This is a genomic window from Parasphingorhabdus halotolerans, assembly GCF_012516475.1.
GTDB lineage: Bacteria > Pseudomonadota > Alphaproteobacteria > Sphingomonadales > Sphingomonadaceae > Parasphingorhabdus > Parasphingorhabdus halotolerans.
Genome location: NZ_CP051217.1, coordinates 918,831 through 943,795 on the forward strand (window position 1 = coordinate 918,831; position 24,965 = coordinate 943,795).

Genomic DNA, 24,965 nt, shown 5'->3' on the forward strand with positions numbered 1-24,965 from the left:
CCAACCGGTTCCGTTCTTGTCCTATATCGCTTGTGCCGGCATCATCAACCAACTACCGTCCTGTGCATAATAAAAAGAAGAGGCCAGGAAGATGTTACACGCACAACAAGCCGGAATTTTCCATAAAACCAAAATCGCATTGGTTTTGGCTGCAGCCTGCCTGCTTCCATCATGTATGGCCGCCAACACGCCACTACAGTCCGCACCCGATGCCAGCACTACTGAAACATTGGTGCAAAAAGCCGAACGCATTCATGCCCGAACTTTGGTGCTGGATGCGCATGCAGACATTGTACTGCCAGAAACATCAAAGACTTATTTGGCCAGCGATGGATTATCCAAAGTTGATCCCTCAAAGCTAAGGGCCGGTAAGGTTGGTGCTGTGGTGATGTCGGTTGCCGTGGGTCCCGGCCCGCGAACCAAGGTGGGAAATGCGATAGCTATAGAAGAGGCCAATGCAAAACTGAGCGTGGCTCAAAAGCTAGCCAGTGACCATGATGAAATTGCTGTTGCGACAAGCGCCAGTGAAATGCTGCAAAATCGCAAGAACAATCACATATCACTCATTCTGGGGTTTCAAAACGCGCGTGCACTGGGTGGCGATGCTGAAGCTCTGGACCGTTATTATAACCAAGGCATCCGCGTTTTTGGCCTGAACCATATGGGTCATAACGATTTTTCGGATAGTTCTCGCCCGCTCTATATTGCGGAGAAGAAGGATTATGAAGTTGCCGAAGAACATGGCGGCTTATCCAAATTGGGTGTCGCTGCGATACAGCGGATCAATGCGCTAGGCGGCCTGATCGACGTATCACAAATGTCCAAAGCGGCGACCTTACAAACTATCAAATTATCCAAAGCACCGGTTATTGCCAGCCATTCCAATGTCCGCGCACTGTCCAATGTATCGCGGAACCTGTCAGATGAAGAAATTGATGCGATGGGCAAGACCGGCGGCGTCATTCACGTGGCATCATTCGGCGCATATCTAATCGACCTGTCAGACCCTGCGCTATTGGCTGCGATCAGGAAAGTCCGCGTGGATCATGACTTACCCGAAGCTTATTCCTATCCCTACGAGCTTTACTGGGAAATTCCCGATCTCGAAAAGCGCACCTCTTTTCTGATGTCGATGCGTGATACGATTGGGCCGGGCTCCATCGACCGGATGATCGATCATATCGATTTTATCGTAAAGCGCATTGGCATTGATCACGTCGGTATCGGCACCGATTTTAATCACGGAGGTGGGGTTGCCGGATTCAATGACGCCAGCGAAGCGATGAATGTCACTGCCGGATTGGTCAAGCGCGGTTACACGGCGGACCAGATCGCAAAAATCTGGAGCGGAAATTTCATGCGCGTCTTTGCCGAAGCAGAGCGTGTCGGCAAAACTATCGATTAAACCGGGAACAGCCCAGCGACGCTGCATCAATCGCTGTCGCTGCGCCGCGCAACAGATAGGCATCGACTATCGGCTTGCCGTCCCGCCCGGTACTTTCAACCGTCATACTAGCTGCGGACCGGATCGCGGCAACAATCGCGGCGTCCATGCGCTTATCCTGGGACCAACCGTCGCTTTGACTGGCTATCAACTGGAAACGCCGCCCGGCGAGGCTAACTATGACGCGGCTATTGCTCGACCGGTCCCTACTGAGCCGCACATGGAATTGGCGGCGGATTTTTCGTTTCGGCCAGAAACCAACCGACGCATAGGATTTGCGGTCGGCCTTGCCGGTTATCTCTTCCGATTCCGCAATGGCGTAGCAGCGCGGGATGTCAGCATCGCGAAATGCGCCCCAACTGTTGAATATGCCAAGTGAGTCTTTTGCCTGCGCTGGTGCCGACAAGCCGATAATAGCTGCCACGAGAAAGCAAAGCCGTTTCAAGCCTTCTCCCTTTCCCCGCCACCAAGATGGATGACCTCTTCCACCCCGTCACAGATTTGGACTATCGAACCCTGCGGCAACCCTTGAGCAATGGGTATTCCGTGCCTTGCGTGAGGCGAAAGGCCGGTCAGCATTCCGCGCAGAACCCGGCTGGTCATGCCGTGGCTGATCAGCACCGTATCACGCACAAAGACTTGTTCCGAGAGCCAATTGTTCAGGCGGGCAGCAATATCAGCATAGGTTTCGCCGCCCGGCGCAACAGTTGCGAACAACATTTCTTCGGTGTCAATTTCCAGCATGCCGTCAAGATCGCGGTAATAGACGCCGGTCCATTCCCCCATATCAATCTCACCCAGCCGCACATCCGGCTTGGCCTGGTGCCAATCGACGCCGATATGCTGGGAAATGACAGATAATGTCTGCAAGGCACGGTCGGTATGAGACGCGATCAAGTCAACCGCCGGTTTTTCGCCCAAATGCCTAGCCAAAGCCCGCCCCATTTCATCCGCTTGCGCGAAACCGGTCAAGGTCAGCGGTGTATAGGCCTCATTTCCTTGAATGCGGCCGGCGAGGTTGAAAATCGTTTCGCCATGCCGTGCTATAAACAGACGCTTGCCGCCCGTGCTCGTAAAATCCGCTAAGCCGCTCATTTGATTGATCTAATATACCCCCGTTGGACCAAAAAAATGTGTCCTTTGAGCCGCTTTAGCCGCATCGCCGGTTTTTTCCACAGTTTTCCACAAGATTATCCCCTACCACGCCGCCATCGGGCTTGCCCTCACGCACTTTATTGTTAATGAAGCGATGAACTATCTATGAATTTGGCTGCAACCATGCGCGGAGTCTCTCCGGCGCTGGATTTCCAGCCCTCGGGGATTGAAGAGGAATATTTATGAAAGCGACCATCGAACGCGCGGCATTGCTGAAAAGTCTGGGCCATGTCCAGTCAGTCGTCGAACGGCGCAACACCATTCCCATTCTCTCCAACGTGCTGATCGAAGCAACCCAGGGCGGCGGCATCAAACTCATGGCGACCGACCTTGATCTGCAGGTCGTGGAAACGGTCGATGCGCAGGTTGAAACTGCAGGGTCCATCACTGTCTCAGCGCATACCTTGTTCGATATTGCGCGAAAATTGACCGATGGCAGCCAGGTGCAACTGGATGCGGCAGACGGCAAAATGAAGGTCAACGCAGGCCGCGCGCGGTTCAATCTGCAAACCCTGCCCCGCGATGATTTCCCGATTATTGCCGAGGGCGAATTGCCGACGTCCTTTGAACTTCCCGCTGCGTCCCTGATCCAGATTATCGACAAGACCAAATTTGCGATTTCGACCGAAGAAACGCGCTATTACCTCAACGGTATTTTCCTCCATGTGCAGGATGAGGAAACACCGGTGCTGAAAGCTGCTGCGACCGATGGCCACCGACTGGCCCGCGTCACCCTGCCCCGCCCGGCCGGCGCGGAAGGCATGCCCGACGTCATTGTGCCGCGCAAATGCGTCAATGAACTGCGCAAATTGCTCGATGAAAATAACGAAACATCGGTGCAGGTTGATCTCTCTGCGAGCAAGATCCGCTTCACGCTTGGCACCGCGATCCTCACCAGCAAGCTGATTGACGGCACCTTCCCCGATTATAGCCGTGTTATTCCGACCGGTAATGACAAGCTGCTGAAAATCGACCCAAAGAGTTTCGCGCAAGGCGTAGACCGCGTCTCGACCATCGCAACCGAAAAGACCCGCGCTGTAAAAATGGCGCTGGGCGATGACAAGATCACGCTCTCCGTCACCTCGCCAGAGAACGGCAAGGCAGAAGAAGAAGTGCCGGGTTCATACAAGGACGATACCTTCGAAATCGGCTTTAACTCCCGCTATTTGCTCGATATTCTGAACGAAATTGAGGGTGACACGGTGGAATTACATCTCGCCGACGCGAGCGCACCGACGCTTATCCGCGAAAATGACAAGAGCCCTGCGCTTTATGTGCTGATGCCTATGCGGGTTTAGTCGGAGCTTGGTGATGGTGAGCAAAGCTTAACGAGTTCCATTCGTCCTGAGCCTGTCGAAGGACATCTATCGATCAGACGTGTGGTTCGACAAGCTCACCGCGAACGGAAGCCAATATCCGGCACAGCAAATTTAACCAACTGCGGCTAATCTCTCAGATGAGCCTTCATATCCTTCTCCCTCAAGGGAGAAGGAATTCACTTCTCCAAAGCGGCCCAGGTTTTCTTGCCGACGATACCATCGGCACCGAGATCCTTGTCCTCTTGAAACCGCATCACCATAGCCTCAGTCGCCGGACCAAAATCACCATCTATGGCGATCATATAGCCTTTGTCCCGCAGCAATTTTTGCAGATCGTCAACCTCAGGCCCGATAGAGCCTCGCCGCAGAGTAGGTTTTTCACCAAGGGGCATCGGCAACGCCTCAATCCGCGCGAGGGCGATTTTTGCTTTGGCCAGATAGTTCGCACGATCCTCCAGACCATTGCGTCCGCCGTTTACCTTTTTGGTCACGGCCACCAGATTATCCTCGTCGCAGAGACGATTGATCTTCCGACTCTGCCAATATTCGCAGGCAATGATCAGCGATGTTTTCGGTTCTGCCGCAAGCTCGGGGTCGTTTTCCAAATCCAACCCAATTTTCCCGCCGAGCTCGCGGTAATTGGCGCGGCCTGTCAGTTGCAGCAGCCCGCGGCCTTTATATCTTTTTCCGTCGCCGGGCTCGCTATTCCCCAAATCTCGGCGTCCTTCATAAGCGGCCCCGCTGGCAAATTCTTCGGTGGTTCGGAAACCGGCCGACTCATGCGCGATTTGCGCGAGGAAATGCGCGATCCGCAGCCTGGTGCTGATTTGATAATCGCTCAATATATTGGTCATCGATCCTGCAATAGATTCTACGATAAACGCCTGTTTTGCGGCGATGGCGGCGTTGCTATAGCGCGGCATAATTGCGCGGAGCACATCCAAGTCTAACGGTATCATCACATTTTCCCCTGTTTGAAAAACGCGGCCCCTTTTGCGATATTGGCGGTAAACCCATCGCATTACCAGCGAGCTATACACCGACGCCCCGCATGTAGGAAAGGACTCTATGGACCCGATTTGATTGGGGCCGTGCGCCATGATATCATTCTCAAAACAAAAAACCATGGAGAGCGATATGACGGGAACCAGCAATAGAACCGGATCATGCGTTTGCGGCGGCGTCAAAATATCAGCCGGAACCGCGAGTAACAGCGTCGGCGCTTGCCATTGCGGCACCTGCCGAAAATGGGGCGGCGGTCCGTTTATGGAACTCAATTGCGGAACCGATGTGACATTTGAAGGCGAAGAGAATATCTCCGTTTACGATTCATCGGAATGGGCTGAGCGCGGATTTTGCAGCAAATGCGGCACACACTTGTTCTACCGGCTCAAAGGAAATGGCGAGCATATGGTCACTGTCGGCCTGTTTGAAGACCAAAGCAATCTGACGTTTGAAAGTCAGGTTTTTATCGATACAAAACCGGATTATTACAACTTTACCGAAAAAACGCACGACATGACGGGCGCAGAGCTATTCGCACAATTTGGCGGTGAACCTGACTAAGATTATTCCGCCGCTTCCATCATCGCGACCATCTGCGGCCCACGGATCAAGCCCCCCGGACGCGCATCCGTAACGACGCCGCCCTCGAACGTCACCTGCCCTGACTTGATCGTGTAATCATAGCCGTCAGCTTTTTGCAGCAGGCGTTTTCCACCTGCCGGCAAGTCAAACGCCAGCCACGGTTTACCCAATTTAATGCGATCCATATCGATCACATTCACATCGGCCAGATAGCCCGGTTTCAGCACACCGCGATCATTGAGGCCATAAAGCCGCGCGGTGTCGAGGCATTGTCGTTTGATTGCATGTTCCAGTTTCAGCGTACCGCGTTTGCGGTTCTTCACCCAATATTCCAGCATGAAGGTCGGGCTCGCCGCGTCGCAGATGGTGCCGCAATGCGCGCCACCGTCGGACAGGCTGTTCACAGTATCATCGGCTTGCTGCAAATCCTCAAGAAAATCGAGATTGCCATCCATATAGTTGAGCAACGGCAAATAGATAAAGCCCTTGCCATTATCCCCCATCATCAAATCATAGGCATATTCCGCGCCGGATTTACCAGCCGCCGCGGCGCGCGAAGCAATGCTTTCATCAGCTTGCGGCTCGTAATTGAAATCCTCATCCATTTCGAACTGCATCGGCCAACCTTGCGTGACGACCATGAAGACCGGAACCATATCCACTTGCTCGGGTGGTTCGCTGGTCTCGCTAAGCAATTGCGCTTTGAACGCAGGGTCTTTCAACTTGGCATATTTCTCTTCCCAGCTCAGTTCCTCTATCGCAACCCAGCTCGGGTGGCGGATGAACGGATGTACGGTACCCTGCCACGCCATCACAATGCCGTTTCCGCGCAGTGCAATTTGGGCGACGATATTCGCGCCATTATCATTTTCCGCGCGCATATTGGCGATTTGCTCGTCGAGCGAGATATCTTTTGCGATGGATTGCAGCGCGGCAAACGTCACCGGCATTCCGGTTTCGCGGCTGAGGTCGCCCATCCAGCCAAATTCATCCCACTCCTTGTTGAGGTCAGATGCCATTTCAAACACGCCATAGCCAACGCGGCCCATTGCGCGGCCAATGCCGATCAGCTCTTCCTTGGTCGCCGTTGTGCCGGGCACCAATTCGCCGTCTATCGAGCGATGCAAAATTGTGCGGGAAGTCGAGAAACCCAATGCACCGGCTTTCAGGCCATCTTCAACAATCTTTGACATCTGCTCGACTTCGTCCTCGGTCGGTACTGCGCCCGGCTTCTCACGATCACCCAGAACATAAGCGCGAACGGCACCATGCGGCACATGGGTCGCGACATCGACGGTGCGCGGCATTCTTTCCAGCTCATCAAGATATTCCGGGAAGGTTTCCCAGTTCCAGGTCATGCCCTCGGCCAATGCAGTGCCGGGAATATCCTCGACCCCTTCCATAAGGTTGATCAGCCATTCGTGACGGTCTGGTCTAGCCGGCGCGAAACCGACCCCGCAATTTCCCATGACGACGGTGGTAATTCCGTGCCAGCTTGATGGTGCCATCTCGTCATCCCAAGTCGCCTGACCGTCATAGTGAGTATGCACATCAACAAAGCCGGGCGTAACAATCTTGCCCGTCGCATCAATCTCTTCGCGGCCTTGCGCAGCAACTGTGCCAACCAAACTGACGGTGCCACCATCGATTGCCACATCGGCAACAAACGGCTCAGTGCCTGTGCCGTCAACCACCGTACCACCACGAATAACCAGATCATGCATTTCGACTCTCCATCTTTTATGCTATGAGATAGCAGATTTAACTAGATGATTAAAGCGCTCTGCTGCTAGTGAAAATGACATGGAAAAACAATTTTCATGGAACCCCGATCCAGCCAGCGACATTTCGATACAGTGGGTCGAAGCCAACGGTCAAACCTTTGAAGTCGCGCAAACAGGCGAAGGCAGGAAACTCGCGCTTTGCCTGCATGGGTTTCCCGAGCTGCACTATTCATGGCGATTCCAGATGCCGTTGCTTGCCGACATGGGCTATAAAGTCTGGGCACCCAATATGCGCGGCTACGGCGGGTCGAGCAAACCGGAAGGCGTCGCCAATTATGCGCTGAACCATTTGACGCAGGATGTCGCGGCGTTGATAGATGCCAGCGGCGCGGAGGAAGTGACATTGATCGCCCATGACTGGGGCGCGATTGTCGCATGGGCTTTTGCTATTCGAAAACTGCGCCCACTAAAGCGCCTCATTATCATGAACGTCCCGCATCCCAAAGTGGCCGAGCGAGAAATCCGGCATTGGCGGCAATTTCGCCGCAGCTGGTATATTTTCTTCTTCCAGATTCCGCGGCTGCCAGAATGGATGCTATCGCGAAATGGCGGTGAGCCGATAAAAAAGGCTTTCACGAAAATGGCCGTGGACCGGACCAACTTTACCGACGAAGCGACAGATCATTACGTACAGGCAGCGACCCGGCCCGGTGCGCTCAAGTCGATGATAAACTATTACCGGGCGTTGTTGAGACATCGCTTTGATATTGGTGAAGCGCGGGTGGATGTACCGACGCTGATGATCTGGGGCGAGGAAGACACGGCGCTGAATATCAAATGCACCGAGGGCACGGAAGAATGGGTGAGCGATTTCACGTTGCACCGCCTGCCCGGCGTATCCCATTGGGTCCAACAGGAAGCGCCGGAGAAAGTGAATGCCATTTTGCGGGAGTGGTTGAAAAATAAGGACTGGGCGCTCGACTCTCATCACCACCAAATGTAGTCGTGATAAATGGGGAGAGAGTGATGCGATTGTTCGTGACTATGTTAATACTGGCAACCGCGATTATGGTTGCTCCCGCTCACGCGCAGAAAAATCCCATCCTAGCGAAAATGGAAGCCGAAATTGCGGCTGAAAATTTTGGTGCGATCACCAGCGTTGTTGTGCGGCAAAATGGCAAGCTTCTTGTCGAACGCTATTTCGACGATGGCGGCAAGGATGCGTTGCGCAACACCCGCTCGGCTACAAAAACTATTACCGGTATGCTGGCCGGAATTGCCATTGCAGATGGCCACATTTCGTCGGTGAACCAACCGATCTATTCTTTTTACAGTGGCAGGAAGTTTGCGAACCCGGATTCGCGCAAAGAGAAAATTACACTCGAAAATCTGCTTACCATGACTACAGGCCTCGAGTGCAATGACTGGAATAATCCGTCGCGTGGCAATGAAGAACGCATGTACCTGATCGAGGACTGGGAAGAATTTTTTCTCGATCTGCCACTAGGGTTTCCACCGCCTTGGGAAACTCCTGCAAGCGAACGTCCGAACGGTCGCGTATTCTCATATTGCACAGCAGGCGTATTCACGCTGGGAGCCATTGTTGAACGTGCAAGCGCAACGCGACTTGAAGAATACGCTCAGCAAAGATTATTTGGGCCGGTGGGTATAACGGAAGTCAAATGGCCCTTCTCTCCTCTTGGTATCGCGCAGGGAGGTGGCGGATTGGAACTGAAAAGCGGTGATCTGGCAAAATTGGGGCAGTTATATCTTAACGGCGGACGATGGAATGGAACCCAGGTGATACCGGAAGACTGGGTGTCCCGATCCGTGCAGCCATATGTTACGATAAACGAAAGTATCGGCCAAAATTATGGCTACCTCTGGTGGTTGCAGAGTTTTCGATCAGGCGATGTCGAATTCCCCGTCTGGATGATGAGCGGCACTGGGGGCAACAAACAATATATTATTCCATCTATGGATGCCGTAGTTGTCGTTACCACAACCAATTTTCGCCGACCCGACGCGCATCAACTAACAGACAAGTTGCTAACGGAATATATTATTCAGGCACTCGGCGGAGCTAATTAATCCCGCGCGGCAATCATATCTGCAATATCGGTAAATTTTTCTCGCGGCGCTCCATCGCGCGCGTTGGCAATCTCCGCTTCTTCGATTTTCTTCCAGTCTCTAAAAGTTACCGCATCAACCCCGCGTTGTGCAAACAAGCGATCGAGCGCGACGCGCCCTTCTTTATCGCCGCCTGTGCCGATATCCTCTGCCACTGTTTCAATGATCGCGAAGCCATCCGGTTTATTCGTACCAATAGTGCCAGTTGGCCCGCGCCGCGCCCAGCCGACGCAATAGAGCCCCGGCAATATCCGGCCGTCCGCATTAGCAAAGCGTCCGCGCCCGTGTTCATAGGGCACGCCTTCGATTGGCGGGGTGCGATAGCCGATGCAGCTGATGACCATCGAGCAATCCAGTTCATAACGCTCACCTGTACCGTTGGAGCGCATCTCCTTATCAAGTTCGGTTTTCTCGATGATCAATTTTTCGACTTTGCCATCGCCCTTGATTTCAACCGGCATTGCAAAAAAATCAAAATCAATGATTACAGGTTTGTCGAGCAACTCCCCTGCGCGTTCATAAAAACTGCGCAAATGGGTGACCGATTTCCGCATGCCGGGCTCAAGCAAAACATCCGCCCCCGCTTCGGGAAAGTCGAGCGGATCGACAACCGGGCGCGCCCGATGCAAATGCCCAAGCTCACCCAGTTCTTTGGGAGTCATGGCAATTTGATGCGGCCCGCGACGTCCGAGCAGCGTGATTTTTTTGACCTTGCTTTGCTTCAGCCGATCCAGCGCATGGGCTACAATATCGCTGCCGGCAAATTCGGCCTCGGTTTTCGCCAAGATGCGCGCGACATCGAGCGCGACATTGCCATTGCCGACAATCGCCACGGACGCCCCATCGAGCGGCGGATCGAGATCCTTGAAATCGGGATGGCCATTATACCAGCCGACAAAGGCGGCGCTGCCAATCACCCCGTCGAGATCGCTTCCGGGAATTTCCAATGCCCGATCGTTCGGCGCCCCGGTTGCCAAAATCACGGCATCATAGAGGCTCTGCAATTCTTCGATGCTAACATCTTTGCCGACCGTCACATTGCCAATGAAATGCACATTGTCGCCAAGCGCAGTTTTTTCGTAGCGGCGGGACACAGCTTTGATGGATTGATGGTCGGGTGCAACACCGGTGCGGATAAGACCAAAGGGAACCGGAAGACGGTCAATGATGTCGACCGTAACGTCCTCGCCGTATTTTTTTTGGGCGGCCTCGGCGGTGTAATAGCCTGCCGGACCTGACCCGATTACCGCAATATGCCGCATGGACTTTGTCCTCCCCAGAATCGCCATTCTGTTGTCGGCTCTCATGCTAACGTTATAATTTCAAAAGGAAAGAGCGCGCTTCGTTTCCGGCACTACGGTTAGAGGTTGCTGTTTTTTATAAAAATGTCCAAATTATGCTATAGATCACACAAGACAGGGGCTAACTGAAATATATCATCTTGTAACTTGGCATCATGGAAAAGGGTCTGGTATCAGCGCTGCTATCGGTTTTAAGAACACGGCGTTTGTTGCGGGCCCACTAACGGGAGTATCTCAATGTTGAAAAAAATCGTCACGGCATTAGCAATTTCATCTTTCGCCCTATCGGGTGGCGCGGCAATGGCAGCCGGCAAATCCAAGGGCCAAAAAGCCCAGGATCGCGACGCAGCCGCCATTCCGGTTTGCACCGTGAAACTCGGCACAATCGCTGTTCTCGAACCGGAAGTAAAATGGTGGCGCAGCTATGAAATCGGATCACCGGAAGCTTTGATCAAAACTTTTGTTGCCCGCTCCGGCTGTTTTGGGTTGGTGGATCGCGGGTCCGGTCTGGCCGCACGTGCAGTAGAACGCGCGCTTGCGGATGATGGCGAATTGCAGCGCGGCTCCAATATCGGCAAGCGTCAAGTTAAGGCTGCGGATTATGTGGTTATTCCGGATATTATTTCAGCAAATGCCAACTCCGGTGGCGGTGGCGTCGGCGGCGCGTTGCTTGGCGGCCTTGGTCGTCGTGCATTTGGCGGCATTCTTGGTGGCATCAAGGTCAACAAAAAGGAAGCCAATGTTACGCTAGCGCTGGTCAATGTCCGCACGACCGAAATCGAAAGAACAGTCGAAGGCTATAAACGCACCTCTGATGTCAGCTTCGGTGGCGGTGGTGGCGGCTTCCTTGGGGGAGCAATAGCTGGTGCTGCAGGCGGTGGTTACAACGACACACAAATCGGCCGTGTGATGGCGCTCGCCTATCTGGATGCTTATACACAGTTGGTGACCCAGCTCGGCGGTCTCCCGCTAGACCCAAGCGCAGCGGCACCACAGGCAGAGTGAATGGCTAAATCCATGCAAAAGGATTAAAGACAACCCCGGCGGCTTTCATCAGCTCTGCCGGGGTTTCTTTTTAAAGACGACAAACAGCAAACTTCCCGGGTCGCACCATGGGAGACAGACATTGCAAAAGCCGTTTAATCCGTTTCAAGCCCGCATGATCAAGGCATTGACCGAAGCATTATTTTACAATGTTCCGATGGCCATTTCGACCGATCAAGTGGTGCTTAATCTGCAGAAACATTTTTCGAATGTTGAAGGCAATAAAACGCGTGAAGTAGGTCTGTCGCTCTATGGATTATTCGCTGTTCTGGGCGGACCGTTTTTCTTTCTCGCATCACCAAAGATGCGGCAGACTTTGATCAACCGCCGCCTGCGCCGCAGTCGTATCGATGTTTTTCAGGATATGGCGCGGACCAAAGGCGTTATCCTCGCCGGGTATTACGGCCATTGGGAAAAGGGCGACGAGGAAGAAAATTTCGACAATCCCGTTTATCAACGCATGAAATATGAACTGCCAGGTCAGCGGGACCGCTCCGGCCCAGGCGAAAAACCCGTGGTAAGAGAAACCCGGCGCGATCTGAAACCCACCGTGTTTGTAGGCCACGATGCCGTGCCGGAGGAAACCGATGTCATCGTGATCGGTTCTGGTGCCGGTGGCGCAGTGGCAGCAGCTTCGGTGGCTGATGAAGGTCATGAAGTCCTTATCATCGAGGCTGGTAGCAACTATCCCTCGGCGCGTATTACCCATGAAGAAGCCAGGATGACCGCGAAACTGTTCAAGCAAGGTGGCCTGCAAACCACCAGCGACCGCGATATCATGGTATTCCAGGGGCATGTCGTGGGCGGCTCGACCGTTATCAACAACGGCATTTGTCTGCGCATGAAGCATGAAGGCTTAGTCCATCCCGATGCAGAAGACGTGTATGAAACCTGGGCCAGTATGGGTGCGCCCATTTCCGAGGCGGAACTGGCAAAAAGCTATGAGGCGGTCGAGCAATCGCTGGAGGTTTCCGAAATTGATCCGATCTCCGGCCGCAACAATGGGCCTCATCTGATCGAAGGCTGGAAAAAATATGCCGCGCAATCGACGGACCCGATGGACAAAAAAGCCATAACCGCATGGTTTCAGAAAAACTATGGTCCCAATACGCCTGATAGTGAATGCGTCTACTGCGGCTATTGCAACACCGGCTGCCCCTATGGCCGCAAAAAAGCGATGCCGGAGAGTTTCCTCACCCACGCCACGAGCGATGATCGCGAGAAGCCAGCCCGGATATTGGATCGCGCGGAAGCGACCGAAATCATCTGGGGCGAAGGTGCTAACGGAAAGCGCATTGCAGAGGCGGTAAAAATCACCTTGCGCGATGGTCGCAAGCGGACAGTCCGTGTGCGCGAAGGTGTCGTGGTTGCGGCCGGTGCGCTCGCCTCCAGCAACTTGCTAATCGCTAGCGGGATTGAACGGTCCGGGCGAAACATCTCGCTGAACATCGCCTGCCCTGTCGTTGCGCTGATGCCTGAAGACAGGAAAATGAATGTCTGGAACGAGGACCAGATGGCAACTTATGTCGACCGCGGCGATTATTTGATCGAAAGCCATTTCCAGCCACCGATGACAATGGCAATGCTGGTGCCGGGCTGGTTTGAAGAACATTTTCAACGCATGCTCAACTATAACCGGCTGGCCTCGGCGGGTGTTTTATTCCCGGCGGATCGTCTGGGTTATATGGAAAACGGCAAGCTGCAACTCAAAATCGGCGAACCGGAACTGGCACTGCTGCGCCGCGCCTTGGCTGCGATGACCAAGGTCCATTTCCTCAATGGCGCGCTGGAAGTCTATCCCGCCCTGCTCAAAGGCCAGACCCTGCGCCGCGATATGAGCGACGCGGAGATTGATGCATTCTACGAGGAGAATATCAAGGAGCCCGATGACGTCGTGCTCTCCAGCTCCCATCCGCATGGCGGCAATGCGATCAACGAAGATCCGGAAAAGGGTATTGTAGACCTCAACCAGCGCGTGCACGGTACGACCAATTGTTATGTCACAGACGCCAGCGTGATGCCCAGCTGCATCCGCGTCAATGCGCAGCTCACTACTATGGCCATGTCACACCGCGCGATGGCCGGGAAAAGACGGTTCGGGTGACGAAAAAATCCTATTGCGCAAGGCGTTAATCAAATATCCATCTTTCTGGGTCGCCAGACTGAAGGACTTAATATGACCATCCCGACTAAACTGGCAGCAATCGCTACTGCATCAATCATCGCTCTTTCTCCGCAATTGGCTGCGGCGCAAAATTACGGCTCCTTTGGCGATAACATCGCTGATCCGGGCAACATTCCGGCGCTTCTCCAGCGATCCAACGACCAGGATGGCACGAGCTTTGATACGAATTTTCCTGCATCTCCTCCCGGATTTGAGAACCGCTATTCCAATGGCCTGACCGCAGCAGAGCTATTGCCGGATCTGCTGGATTTCGATCTAACCGACATCCGCCACAACGCTGTCGGCAACGCTTTTTCTGCAAAACTTCCCGTATCGCTGGCTGGCGGAATATTGCTCGGCAATGGCAGTTCTATTCCCGGCCCCATCGGCCGCGGCCTGACACCGCTGAACGAAAGCGACATCGCCTCTCAGGTGGATGACTATCTCGCTGCCGTTGGTTCCTTGGAGCAGAATGATTTCATGCTGCTCTACCCGTCCGGTAATGACGCAGCTCTTGCCCTCAACACGATTGCGCTCACTGGACCCTCGCAAAATCAGGCTGTCCAGATTGTCGTTTCCGGCGCGCAGGCAAATGCGGTCAATACTGCAGCATCGGCTAAAAAACTGCTAGATGCCAGCGCAGGTACAGTGCTCGTTTCCAATCTGCCGAACATCGGCCAAACTCCGGCGGCACGCGCGGGCGGGCTATCCGGGGTGCAACTCGCGACGCTATTTTCGACAACGACCAACAGTGCGCTTAACACCGCCTTGACTGGACTGAGCGGCAACCAGAATATGCTGATCGTCGCAGACAGCTTCACCCTGACCAATGACATTGTCGCCAATCCCGGTAAATATGGATTGAGTGACGTGACCAATCCGTGCTCGTTAGTGCCGAGCTGTGTTTCGGCCGGTCAATCGGTGCAAGATCAGTTCCTGTTCTGGGATCCGTTTTTTCCAACCGCGCGCGGCCATGCCATCTCGGCTGCTTTTCTGGCCGACACGGTAAACGCACCTCGCACCGTTCCGGCAATTGCCGAACTGGGCCGGTTCGGGACCGAGAGTTATGCTCGCAATTTGCTGGGTCAAAGCGGCGAAGCTGTGTGGATATCGGGCCATGTCGGCTATGAGCGCTTCCGCCGCGCCCGTAATCCGTTCGCCTCGGGCTATGAAGCGGAAGGTCCATCGACTTCGTTATCGCTCGGGTGGACAAACTCTCTCGGACTGACCGTCGGAATATCTGCGGCCTACAGCGATCTGGATGTCGACTATCGTTTCATATCCGGCGGCTTCGACAAACGGTCTTTTAACCTGGGCGCTTTTGCCTCAATCGAGACACCGATCATCGATCTCGCCGCTTCGATTAGCTATGGTATCGATTCTTATGACAACCTCACCCGCAACACGGGCGTAGCGGGCCAAGTCAGTTCTGCTGAAACAGAAGGCGATAGCTTTGCCATCATCGCGCAGGCTTCTCGCGATTTCAGCTTTCTTCCCGGTGTCAGTTTCGAGCCGACCGTAAGGGTTGGTTATTCCCGTGCCGATTTTGACGGCTTTCAGGAAACCGGTGCGACAGGTCTTTCGCAAAATGTGTCTGCGGCAAAACTCTCCAAGACGTTTGCTGAATTCGGTGCAAAAGCGCAGCTGGATCTGGCTGGATTAAATGCCAGCTTGGGCGGTTTCTACCATGTTCGATTGGACGGTGGTGAACAGCGGATCAGTAGTTCCCTGGTGAGCCTGCCTGACTTTGTCCGCAGCGTAAACGTTCGCGCAGCGGATCGGGACTATGCCCGGGCAGAGGCCAGTCTTTCCAAATCAATTGGCAAACTGACCATTGGAGCCAGTGGCACAGCCACATTTGCCGACGATGATTTTAATCATCTAGCCGGACGCGTATTTCTGCGGCTGACATTCTAAAGCTACTTAAGAAAACCAGCGCGCTCATTTCCGAAAGCGCGCTGGCTTCTATGCATTTGGTTACTCGGGCGCGACAACCAGACGGTTGTTCAAAGCGCGAACCGGACGGGCGTTATTACCCATAAGCTTTTCAAAGGCTGCGATTTGCGATTTGCTCGCCGTGATCGGATCGCGCAGCACATGCCAGTTCACCCCTTCGCTACAAGGTGGCGTGGTAAGCGATCCCATATAACGATACACCGCTTTGTCTGCTGGCAGCATGCCATTGGGGTCAATCATGGTGCCCGCGACAGTGGCCGGTTCAGACTTGGTTGCCGGAGCCGCTGCCAAAATCTTGGCGAGCTCGGCATTTGCCGCGCCTTCTTCAAACATCACACCCAAAACGCCAAGCTTGCCGCCTTCGGTTGCATGGACGAAATGGCCGGTCAATGGAAAGCGTTTACCCGAAATCGCATGCTCGGATGGTGTATGAAAATGGATCTGGATCAGATTAAAGGTCGTGCCACCGCTAGTCATGGATGATCCGGCCGCAAAGTCAGCTTGAACGGTCAGGCCCTTGTTGGAAACGGTCAACGGACCCGCGCTATAATTTATATCCAGCGCCACATTGCCTTTTGCATTGGCACCAGCAAGGTCAATTGGAGACTGCATATCGCCGCTTTCGCAAACTGCATATTTGTCAGAAAGCTGGCCCCATTGTTCAGGACCATTTTTGCCGTAATCATAAGCTTTGGAATGATGATCGGCCAGTGCGGGACCGGTCGCAATGAGCGCCGCCAGCATGGCACCTGAAAAAAGACGGAATTTCATATTTTTACCCTATATATGGTTTCAGTTGTGCGAACGTTATGGAACGAAATTTGCATTCGCTTCCACCTGTTCATTAAGGTAGTTCGTGGACACCAAGCCAATCAATCGCTTAGTATATTTTCAATAGATACTATCTATCGGCTGCTTCATCGTTACATGGCCGAGAATGCTTTGTCCTTATCAACCCGAACATCCTGTGGCAGGCCCAGCACGCGCTCGGCGATGATATTTTTCAAGATTTCATCGGTACCGCCTGCAATCCGCAAACCCGGCGCCCACATAAAGCTATCCTGAAAAATTGCGTCCGCTGGCGCCTTGTCTTTGTCGTTTATCAGGCCATAGTGGTCCTGCATTTCAATCGCTGAATTGCAGATATCTTGAAGGTGGTTGGCGTTGATAATCTTGCCGATGCTATTCTCTGGCCCCGGTGTTTCGCCTTTTGACAATGCTGTCTGCGTGCGAAATTTGGTCAGCTTATAACCCTGCGCAGCAACATACCAATCTGCCAGTTTCTGGCGGAATGCTCCATCGCTGATGGTACCGGCAGACCGGGCATAATCCATGATTTCATTCCAGTCCGGGCCGGGCGATCCGCCGACAGCCAGGCGTTCATTCATCAATGTAACCAGCGCCACCTTCCAGCCCATGCCGGGATCGCCGAGCCGGTCGCTATCAGGAATGCGCACATCGGTGAAATAGACTTCATTAAACTCACGCCCACCGGACGCCTGATGGATAGGTCGCACATCGACGCCTTGCTGCTTCATGTCGACGATGAACATCGTGAGGCCCTTGTGCTTGGGCACGTCAGGGTCGGTACGCACCAGCAATATGCCGTAATCGGAATAATGCGCGCCGGAGGTCCAGACTTTCTGGCCATTGATAACCCAGTCGTCACCGTCCTTTACCGCTTTGGTCTTTAGCCCGGCAACATCGGAACCGGCTGCCGGTTCGGAAAATAGCTGACACCAAATATTCTCGCCGACCAATGCCTTTTCCACATAACGTTTCTTGTGCTCGTCGCTACCAAAAGCAATGACGGTAGGAATGCACATGCCAAGGCCAATTGCGAATGGCCCGGTCGGCGCATCAAATTTGCTCTCTTCCTGATTCCAGATCACCTGCTGAATGATCGTCCCGCCGCGACCGCCCATTTCTTTGGGCCAGGTAATTTGCGCGAAACCGCCCTCTGCTTTTGTTCGCTGCCATTTTTTGGCGCGTTCAAGCAGGTTATCGCGACCTTTTCGGCCATAGGCCGCCGCATCTTTGGGTTCGAGATGCTGCGACAAAAAGGCATTTGCTTCGGCGCGGAATTCTGCTTCTTCAGGGGTGTCGTTAAAATCCATTTTGACTACCTTTTCTTGGTCTCTAATTTTCAAATCTGCTCAAAATTTCCGTTCGTGCTGAGCTTGTCGAATTACGAGTGTGTGCATCCATCTGTCCTTTGACAGGCGCAGGACCAACGGTGCGTTATGCCGCGTTCTTCCGTTCCAGCGCGCTGACCAGCTTCTCTTTCCAAACAGCCGGACCGCCCGCCTGCACCGCCAGCAATTTTGCGCGACGATAATAGAGGTGGCAGTCCACCTCCCAGGTAAAGCCCATGCCGCCGTGCGTCTGGATATTTTCCTTTGACGCAAACCAATAAGCTTCCGACGCGGCAACCCGCGCCGCCGCAGCCGCTTCAGGCAATTCCGCCGCATCAGTGGAAAGCGCCCATGCGCCATAATAGGCGTTGGAACGCGCCACTTCGTTCTTCACATACATATCCGCAAGCTTGTGTTTGATCGCCTGATTGCCACCAATAGGACGACCAAAGGCGTGTCGCTCCTTGGCATATTCCGTCGCCATATCGAGGCAGACCGATGCGCCGCCGAGCTGTTCAAAAGCCAGCAATACAGCCGCCCGATCAAGGATCTGGTCGTAGAGCGCGAGCCCCTGCCCTGCATCACCCAGACGCTTGGCTGGAGCTGCGTTAAACTTTATCTCTGCATGACTGCGGGTTGGTTCAATCGTGCCTAGCGAAGATCGCTCGACGCCGTCCCCGTTCAGATCGACAATTACCAAACTATGGCCGCTGCCTTCTTTTACCAGTACCACCGCATGAGTTGCGATATCACCGTCAGTCACCGGCACCTTGATACCGCTCAGCGCGCCGTCCTTATAGGCTGCATTCACATGGGCCGCATCTACGGCGCCGGGGCCTTCAGAGGCAGCGATCGTGCCAATGATCGATCCATCGGATACGCCTGGCAGCAAAGCTTTTTTCTGCTCTTCGCTGCCAGCCAGCTTCACCGCTTCGGCAAAGAAAAACGCGCTTGATCCGAATGGCACGGGAGCCAGTGCGCGTCCCAATTCCTCTGCAATGACGCACATTTCGAGCATGCCAAGCCCCAGCCCGCCATATTCTTCCGGTATTGCCGCGCCGAGCCAGCCCATCTCCACAATTTTCTGCCAGACCCCGGCATGATGGCTCATCGCCTCATCATCCAGAACCTCGCGCACTTCCTTGGTGGTGCACTGCGCAGACAGGAACTTGCGCGCTTCTTCGCGGAGGAATTTCTGGTCGTCGGAAAAATCAAAATTCATCGCAAGAATCGCCCTTTAATCGTTCAGTTAAACATTCCTAACCCAATGTCCGACGCAGGCGCAAGAGAAAGCCTATGCTTCCAATATATTCTCCAACGGGAATTCGACGTTCACCAGTCCATCCTCAACGCTGGTCTTGTGACCGCCCAATTTGTGTACGAAGCTCAGCATAGGGGTGTTATTACCCAAAACTACGCCGTCAAAACACGTAATCCCTGCCGACTGCGCCGCTTTGGCGAGTTGTTTCAGCAGAATTTTCCCTATTCCGCGCCCTTGCAGCGCATCCACCACGAGCAGCGCAAGCTCGGCGCGTTTGCTGTCGTCCTCCGACCGGACATAGCGCCCCACTCCGGCAGGTTCGAAATCCTTGTCGTTATCGGGGTTTAGCAGCAACGCTACCCAGGCATCGTGATTGAAATAATCAACTTCGGTGAGATGCCGGAGCAATGCCTCGGGGAGTTCCGCAATCGGCGACAGGAACCGGTATCGCCGCGATTGCAAGGACAAATCCTTCATCCCGCTTTGCAGATGCTTTTTATCGTCGCGCCTGATCCTGCGCGTCACCAAACAACCGCCGCCGGGCAAATCATGCCGCTGTGATAATGGGTAACGACTAATCGAATCTCGCATGAAAGCTTTATAGCGCCTCTTTACATCGACTGCATATCGTCTAATCGCTGCAACCAGTATATTGGAGATAATCAATGCGTGCCGACGCTCAGGCCGCCGTTGACCGGATCAACGCCGCGCTTAGCCTTTTAAAGACCTCGCTCAACTGGGATGTCGCCCTGCGCCGTCTCGAAGAGCTCAACGCGCGCGTAGAAGACCCGACTTTGTGGGATGACCCCGCGCAAGCCCAAGCCGTGATGACCGAGCGTCGGCGGCTGGACGAGAGCATCACTGCCGCAAAAGAGATCCAGCAGGAAATGGACGACGCACTGGAATTTATCGAAATGGCGGAGGAAGAAGGCGATACCGCGATAGCCAATGAAGGTGCAGCATCGCTCGAAAAACTGGCCAACCGCGCCGACCGCGACAAGGTTCAGGCGCTGCTATCGGGTGAAGCGGACGGGCTCGACACCTATATAGAAATTCACGCAGGCGCTGGCGGGACCGAGAGCCAGGATTGGGCCGAAATGCTGCTGCGTATGTACCAGCGCTGGGCCGAGGGGCGCGGTTACAAGATCAGCATGGTCGATTATCAGGCGGGCGATCAGGCGGGAATCAAATCCGCCACGCTCGAGGTCAAAGGCGAGAATGCTTACGGCTATGCAAAAACCGAAAGCGGCGTCCACCGGCTGGTCCGCATCTCGCCGTTCGACAGCGCCGCGAAACGCCACACCAGCTTCTCCAGCGTTTGGGTCTATCCGGTGATCGACGACACGTTCGAGGTTGAAATCAACGAAGGTGACCTCAAGATCGACACCTACCGCGCATCCGGCTCCGGCGGCCAGCATGTCAACACCACCGACAGCGCCGTGCGCATCACCCATCAGCCCACCGGTATCGTCGTCGCCTCGCAAAACGACCGCAGCCAGCACAAAAACCGCGCCACCGCGATGGGCATGCTCAAAGCGCGTCTCTATGAAGCCGAACTCCAGCGCCGCGAAGCCGAAGCCTCGGGCGAATATGAAGCCAAGACAGAAATCGGCTGGGGTCATCAAATCCGCAGCTATGTCCTGCAACCTTACCAAATGGTCAAGGACCTGCGCACCGGCCACACCAGCAGTTCCCCTGGCGACGTGCTTGATGGCGGACTGGACGAATTCATCGCCGCAACGCTGGCGCAGAAGGTGACGGGGGAGAAGGTTGATGTGGAGGATGTGGAGTAGGAAGCCATGCATATACGTCACCCGTTTTGCTGGTTTTTTATGGCGACTATTGGGTGGGGAGCGGAATAGCTGGTTTTGGCCCTATTCTGTTGAAAAACTCATTTGCCTTTTCTGGCGTGGAATTTTCCAACCCAAACAGGGATAACGATGAAATGATAGTTCATAATAGAGCGTGCCCTTGAATCAATCTTTCTCGAAATCCACGCCCGAGTAGTCAGCAACGAGTTTTTCAACAGAATAGGGCGGTGAGCAGCAAGCACAAACATTAAACCGTTAACTCTGGCAGCGAAAGCTGCCTTTTTACGGTTGCTGGAATAAATAATCATTGCATATAATAACGAATGTTATTATTTTGATGATATGAGTGACAATATTGGTTTTTTGATCGGCGACATTTCTCGCTTGATCCGCCGCACGTTTGATGAACGCGCTAAGGAAATTGGGGTGACCCGGCCGCAGTGGAGGGTTCTCACATGGCTCCAACGAAACGAGGGAATTAGTCAGGGAGCACTTGCAGAATTGCTGGAACTGGACGCAATGACGATCTGTCGGATGGTTGATCGATTGGAGGCAGCAGAACTTGTAGAGCGTCGATCAGACCCCGCGACCGGAGGGCCTGGCAACTTTTTCTAACGCCAAAAGCGCTCTCGCTCACCGAGCAGCTCAAGCCGCTGGGCGAGCAATTATTGCAGGAAGCGCTCGATGGCATTGAAGCGCCGGAGCAGGAGCAATTGCAGCGTTTACTGGATCAAGTTCGCGCCTCCCTGCAGAGCATTGACGAGGCAGATGCTGATCGGAAGCAGGCCTCCAATGGCTGATAACCCCAATCCCGAGATGGATGTTCTCGAACCGCAAATCGCGCTCGCCAACCAGTCCAATACCAAACGCTCGCTCTCGCGACGGATTTTGACAATTCTGCTCATGCTTTCTGTTCCGCTCGCTCTCGCCGGTTTCGGCGTATATTATTGGATTACCAGTGCGCGTTATGCCTCTACTGACAATGCCTATGTCCAACAGAATATCGTATCCATTTCTCCTGAAATTGGCGGGAAAATTGTTGAAGTAGCCGTTAGTGAAAGCCAACTGGTGAAAACGGGCGACTTGCTTTTCGCGATTGACCCGGTTCCGTTTGAACTGGCAGTATCTCAAGCCAATGCCCGAATAGCGGGTGCCCAGGTAGACGTTCAAAGCCTTCAGGCGGATTATCAGGTCAGCGGCGTGGACATCGAAGTTGCCAGAAAAGACATCGAATTTGCGCTCGCCAACTATAATCGTCAGGCGGCATTGATGGAGCGCGGGTTTAACACCCGTGCGAAAATGGAGGTGGCGCAAAATGAAGTGGACCGCGCGCGTGCCGAATTGCGGTCCGCACAGGCCAATGTCTTTGCAAAAAAAGCACGCTTGTCAAACGGACCAGCAGCACCCGGTGAAAATCCTGACGTCGCCAATGCCAAGGTGGAGAAGGAGCAAGCTCTGCTCAATCTTGCACGTACCCGCGTCAGAGCCCCGTTTCGGGACGAGTCGCACAATCAACGCGGCTGCAAATGGGGCAAATGATGGTGTCCGGCCTCCCCGCCGTATCGATCGTGGATGACCAGAACAGCTGGATAGAAGCAAATTTTAAAGAAACCGACCTTGCGAAAATGAAAGTGGGGCAGAAAGCGGAAATCACATTTGATGCCTATCCTGACCTTATTCTAAAAGGCCGCGTAGATAGCATCGGCGCAGGCACCGGATCGGAATTTTCTGTCCTTCCCGCGCAAAATGCCAATGGCAATTGGGTCAAGGTTACCCAGCGGGTTCCGGTGCGGATCAAAATACTGGATAAATCAAAAAGGCAACTGATCGCCGGACTTTCTGCAGAAGTGACTGTCGATCTGCAAACCGGTCGGGAGTGATTTCCAGCGACCCCAACAAAGCCGCGTTGCCGGTCGACAATCGGCTGCTGCTGACCATTGCTGTGATGTTGGGCAATATCATGCAGATATTGGATTCCACCATCGCCAACGTCGCGCTCCCCCACATGCAATCCGGCTTGGGAGCAACTTTGGATACCGTAACATGGGTTTTGACCAGCTATATATTGGCTGCAGCCATTGCCATCCCGATCACCGGCTGGGTCGCGGACCGTATCGGCTCGCGCAACCTGTTTCTGCTGTCGATTATCGGTTTCACGGTTTCATCCATGCTATGCGCGACGGCGTCCTCTCTCGAATTGCTGGTATTTTACCGGGTCATTCAGGGGCTGTCCGGTGCGTTCATCATGCCGCTTTCCCAGACCGTCATGCTCGATATCAATCCTCCGAAAAACCATCCGCAAGCCATGGCAATCTGGGGTATGGGCATCATGATCGCGCCGATAATGGGTCCGATAATTGGCGGATATTTGACGGAGAATTTTAGCTGGGAATGGATTTTTCTGATCAACGTGCCGATAGGCATTGTAACATTCGTGATGCTTTGGACACTTTTGCCCTCCCGTCCGATTACCCGCCGCAAGTTTGACCTTTTCGGTTATCTACTGTTCGCCACATTTATTGCTTCATTTCAGCTAATGCTTGATCGCGGCAATGGAGAAGATTGGTTCGAAAGCTGGGAAATCATTATCGAATTCGGCATTGCTGCGGGCGCCATATGGATTTTTGCAATTCATATGGCGACTGCCAATAATACGTTCCTGTCGCGAGAATTGTTCCAAAACCGAAACCTGGTTACAGCTATGTTGTTAATGATTGTAGCAGGCGTTGCGATGTTCTCGACCATGGCATTGCTGCCACCCATGCTCCAGAATATTTATCATTATACACCAATAGATGCCGGCATATTACTAGCGCCACGCGGCATTGGCGTATTTTTTGGCATGGCAATCGGCAGTCGATTGGCGACCGTAGTTGATGCCCGCTATATTGTGGCGACCGGGATGGCACTTGCCTCCTATTCTGCCTGGATGATGACCGGATGGAGTTTGGAAATGGAATACTGGCCGATTATCGCCAGCGGAGTTGTTCAGGGATTGGGTATGGGCGCGCTATTTGTTACGATGAACATACTGGCCTTCACCACTTTATCTCCGGCTCTGCGCACTGATGGGGCCAGCTTGCTCAATCTTTCGCGTACCATCGGCGCGTCAGTGGGTATAGCGGTATTTGTCGGTTTACTCGGTCGTAACTGGCAAACCAGCCATGCAGATATTGCAGGCAATGTTACCGAAGCCCAGCTGTCACCGCTTAGTCCATCCAACATAGGCAGGCTGGGGCAATATGGCGAACAGGCGATGATGATGATCAACGGTGAAGTAAACCGGCAAGCGCTGATGATCGCCTATATCGACGATTTTTGGCTAATGGCTGTTGTTACCGCTTTGTGTATCCCGCTGGTCTTCCTGATGAAAAAACCCCAACGGATCGAATTGGATTCAGCAGAAAGCGCCACTATCGCGCATTAGCCTTTCTATGAACGTGTGCCTGTTCTCGCGGCTCCGTGTTTACCGGATCAATGAAGATCAATCCCTCGCGGCAACGGACTGGGCTAATCGCATATTGAGCAAATACGAAAACTAGCATCAACGCAACGCGGCTTGCGGTGCTTCATTTTGAACGTCAGCTTTTGACGTAATCCAATTTAGTCTCCGAGTTGCTGCATCTGGGGCGGTAGCGGTAGGCCGGCTATTTGATTTGCCTTGTGCTCTTGAGCGTTCAAAGCAGAAATTCCACAAGCCCCTTTCCTACATATAACCATATAGGTTAACAGACTGCCTTTACCCGAGGCACAAATGACCATCAACGCTCCCCCAATCACCCGGAAAACGGCACGGACAATCCCGCCGGCATCCCTCATGACCAAAACCCCGACTCCACACCCGACTCCCCGCCCGATTTCGCCCCTGTCCCGCTAAAATACTATCGCCACGATGGCTGGACACCCGAACGCCAGCGGGATTTTATTGATGCGC

At 53.7% G+C, this 24,965-nt stretch carries 23 protein-coding genes; 14 read left to right on the plus strand and 9 right to left on the minus strand.

The genetic code is table 11. The features are described from left to right. Nucleotides 1-91: 91 nt before the first annotated feature. The gene (locus HF685_RS04460) at nucleotides 92-1,405 is read left to right on the plus strand and encodes a dipeptidase (RefSeq protein ID WP_168818472.1); all 1,314 of its coding nucleotides are present in this window, start codon (nucleotides 92-94) and stop codon (nucleotides 1,403-1,405) included. On the opposite strand, the gene HF685_RS04465 is transcribed toward HF685_RS04460, so the two are convergent. Together HF685_RS04465 and HF685_RS04470 are read right to left on the minus strand one after the other, a co-directional pair. Next, nucleotides 1,395-1,889 carry a hypothetical protein gene (locus HF685_RS04465; RefSeq protein WP_168818473.1) on the minus strand — a complete coding sequence of 165 codons (495 nt, stop codon included), beginning with the start codon at nucleotides 1,887-1,889 and terminating at the stop codon, nucleotides 1,395-1,397. The genes HF685_RS04460 and HF685_RS04465 overlap by 11 nt on opposite strands. Next, on the minus strand, nucleotides 1,886-2,539 hold the full coding sequence (locus tag HF685_RS04470; RefSeq protein ID WP_168818474.1) for a histidine phosphatase family protein: 654 nt from the start codon (nucleotides 2,537-2,539) through the stop codon (nucleotides 1,886-1,888). The genes HF685_RS04465 and HF685_RS04470 overlap by 4 nt, the downstream gene beginning before the upstream one ends. Nucleotides 2,540-2,781: 242 nt before the next feature. Here HF685_RS04470 and dnaN point away from each other — a divergent pair, with 242 nt between their 5' ends. Beyond that, a complete protein-coding gene (dnaN, locus tag HF685_RS04475) occupies nucleotides 2,782-3,897 on the plus strand; it encodes a DNA polymerase III subunit beta (protein WP_168818475.1) in 1,116 nt (371 codons plus the stop codon). 197 nt (nucleotides 3,898-4,094) lie between these two features. Here dnaN and HF685_RS04480 read toward each other — a convergent pair whose 3' ends face one another. Continuing rightward, nucleotides 4,095-4,877 carry a peptidoglycan-binding protein gene (locus HF685_RS04480; protein WP_168821243.1) on the minus strand — a complete coding sequence of 261 codons (783 nt, stop codon included), beginning with the start codon at nucleotides 4,875-4,877 and terminating at the stop codon, nucleotides 4,095-4,097. Between the two features lie 178 nt (nucleotides 4,878-5,055). Between HF685_RS04480 and HF685_RS04485 the strand changes: the two genes are divergently transcribed. Next, entirely contained in the window at nucleotides 5,056-5,484 is a 429-nt protein-coding gene (locus HF685_RS04485) for a GFA family protein (protein WP_168818476.1), read from the plus strand. A gap of 2 nt (nucleotides 5,485-5,486) precedes the next feature. On the opposite strand, the gene HF685_RS04490 is transcribed toward HF685_RS04485, so the two are convergent. Beyond that, the gene (locus tag HF685_RS04490) at nucleotides 5,487-7,229 is read right to left on the minus strand and encodes an N-acyl-D-amino-acid deacylase family protein (RefSeq protein ID WP_168818477.1); all 1,743 of its coding nucleotides are present in this window, start codon (nucleotides 7,227-7,229) and stop codon (nucleotides 5,487-5,489) included. Nucleotides 7,230-7,308: 79 nt separating this feature from the next. Between HF685_RS04490 and HF685_RS04495 the strand changes: the two genes are divergently transcribed. Both HF685_RS04495 and HF685_RS04500 read left to right on the plus strand, forming a co-directional pair. Then, on the plus strand, nucleotides 7,309-8,232 hold the full coding sequence (locus HF685_RS04495; protein WP_168818478.1) for an alpha/beta fold hydrolase: 924 nt from the start codon (nucleotides 7,309-7,311) through the stop codon (nucleotides 8,230-8,232). A gap of 41 nt (nucleotides 8,233-8,273) precedes the next feature. Further along, a complete protein-coding gene (locus HF685_RS04500) occupies nucleotides 8,274-9,320 on the plus strand; it encodes a serine hydrolase domain-containing protein (RefSeq protein WP_246218815.1) in 1,047 nt (348 codons plus the stop codon). Here HF685_RS04500 and HF685_RS04505 read toward each other — a convergent pair. Continuing rightward, nucleotides 9,317-10,621 (minus strand): FAD-dependent oxidoreductase, encoded by a 1,305-nt coding sequence (locus HF685_RS04505; protein ID WP_168818480.1) that lies wholly within the window; start codon nucleotides 10,619-10,621, stop codon nucleotides 9,317-9,319. The two genes, HF685_RS04500 and HF685_RS04505, sit on opposite strands and share 4 nt — an antisense overlap. 276 nt (nucleotides 10,622-10,897) lie before the next feature. Here HF685_RS04505 and HF685_RS04510 point away from each other — a divergent pair, with 276 nt between their 5' ends. The 3 genes from HF685_RS04510 to HF685_RS04520 all read left to right on the plus strand — a co-directional run bounded on the left by HF685_RS04510 (nucleotide 10,898) and on the right by HF685_RS04520 (nucleotide 15,785). Next, a complete protein-coding gene (locus HF685_RS04510) occupies nucleotides 10,898-11,665 on the plus strand; it encodes a CsgG/HfaB family protein (protein ID WP_168818481.1) in 768 nt (255 codons plus the stop codon). 121 nt (nucleotides 11,666-11,786) lie between these two features. Then, nucleotides 11,787-13,808 (plus strand): GMC family oxidoreductase N-terminal domain-containing protein, encoded by a 2,022-nt coding sequence (locus HF685_RS04515; RefSeq protein WP_246218745.1) that lies wholly within the window; start codon nucleotides 11,787-11,789, stop codon nucleotides 13,806-13,808. Nucleotides 13,809-13,880: 72 nt separating this feature from the next. Continuing rightward, complete coding sequence (locus tag HF685_RS04520; protein WP_168818482.1) at nucleotides 13,881-15,785, plus strand: autotransporter domain-containing protein; 1,905 nt, start codon at nucleotides 13,881-13,883, stop codon at nucleotides 15,783-15,785. Nucleotides 15,786-15,845: 60 nt separating this feature from the next. Here the strand turns inward: HF685_RS04520 and HF685_RS04525 are convergent, their stop codons facing one another. From HF685_RS04525 to HF685_RS04540, 4 genes are all read right to left on the minus strand, one after another. Further along, nucleotides 15,846-16,595 carry a carbonic anhydrase gene (locus HF685_RS04525; protein ID WP_246218746.1) on the minus strand — a complete coding sequence of 250 codons (750 nt, stop codon included), beginning with the start codon at nucleotides 16,593-16,595 and terminating at the stop codon, nucleotides 15,846-15,848. 152 nt (nucleotides 16,596-16,747) lie between these two features. Next, nucleotides 16,748-17,941 carry an acyl-CoA dehydrogenase family protein gene (locus HF685_RS04530; protein WP_168818483.1) on the minus strand — a complete coding sequence of 398 codons (1,194 nt, stop codon included), beginning with the start codon at nucleotides 17,939-17,941 and terminating at the stop codon, nucleotides 16,748-16,750. A 124-nt stretch (nucleotides 17,942-18,065) separates the two neighbouring features. Further along, nucleotides 18,066-19,181: an acyl-CoA dehydrogenase family protein gene (locus tag HF685_RS04535; protein ID WP_168818484.1), complete on the minus strand. Its 1,116-nt coding sequence runs from the start codon at nucleotides 19,179-19,181 to the stop codon at nucleotides 18,066-18,068. A 72-nt stretch (nucleotides 19,182-19,253) separates the two neighbouring features. Further along, nucleotides 19,254-19,811 (minus strand): GNAT family N-acetyltransferase, encoded by a 558-nt coding sequence (locus HF685_RS04540; protein ID WP_211051349.1) that lies wholly within the window; start codon nucleotides 19,809-19,811, stop codon nucleotides 19,254-19,256. A 74-nt stretch (nucleotides 19,812-19,885) separates the two neighbouring features. Between HF685_RS04540 and prfB the strand changes: the two genes are divergently transcribed. The 6 genes from prfB (at nucleotide 19,886) to HF685_RS04560 (ending at nucleotide 24,458) form a co-directional block, all read left to right on the plus strand. Beyond that, nucleotides 19,886-21,013: a peptide chain release factor 2 gene (gene prfB, locus HF685_RS04545; protein WP_168818486.1), complete on the plus strand. Its 1,128-nt coding sequence runs from the start codon at nucleotides 19,886-19,888 to the stop codon at nucleotides 21,011-21,013. Between the two features lie 360 nt (nucleotides 21,014-21,373). Beyond that, a complete protein-coding gene (locus HF685_RS16600; protein WP_343040081.1) occupies nucleotides 21,374-21,646 on the plus strand; it encodes a MarR family winged helix-turn-helix transcriptional regulator in 273 nt (90 codons plus the stop codon). A gap of 53 nt (nucleotides 21,647-21,699) precedes the next feature. Continuing rightward, nucleotides 21,700-21,831 carry a hypothetical protein gene (locus HF685_RS16605; RefSeq protein WP_343040082.1) on the plus strand — a complete coding sequence of 44 codons (132 nt, stop codon included), beginning with the start codon at nucleotides 21,700-21,702 and terminating at the stop codon, nucleotides 21,829-21,831. Further along, nucleotides 21,824-22,570, plus strand: a complete 747-nt coding sequence (locus HF685_RS04555) for an HlyD family secretion protein (RefSeq protein ID WP_246218747.1) — start codon at nucleotides 21,824-21,826, stop codon at nucleotides 22,568-22,570. The genes HF685_RS16605 and HF685_RS04555 overlap by 8 nt, the downstream gene beginning before the upstream one ends. Further along, a complete protein-coding gene (locus HF685_RS16270) occupies nucleotides 22,558-22,911 on the plus strand; it encodes an HlyD family secretion protein (protein ID WP_246218748.1) in 354 nt (117 codons plus the stop codon). Before HF685_RS04555 ends, HF685_RS16270 begins: the two co-directional genes overlap by 13 nt. Further along, complete coding sequence (locus HF685_RS04560) at nucleotides 22,908-24,458, plus strand: DHA2 family efflux MFS transporter permease subunit (protein WP_246218749.1); 1,551 nt, start codon at nucleotides 22,908-22,910, stop codon at nucleotides 24,456-24,458. The genes HF685_RS16270 and HF685_RS04560 overlap by 4 nt, the downstream gene beginning before the upstream one ends. Nucleotides 24,459-24,965: the final 507 nt, after the last annotated feature.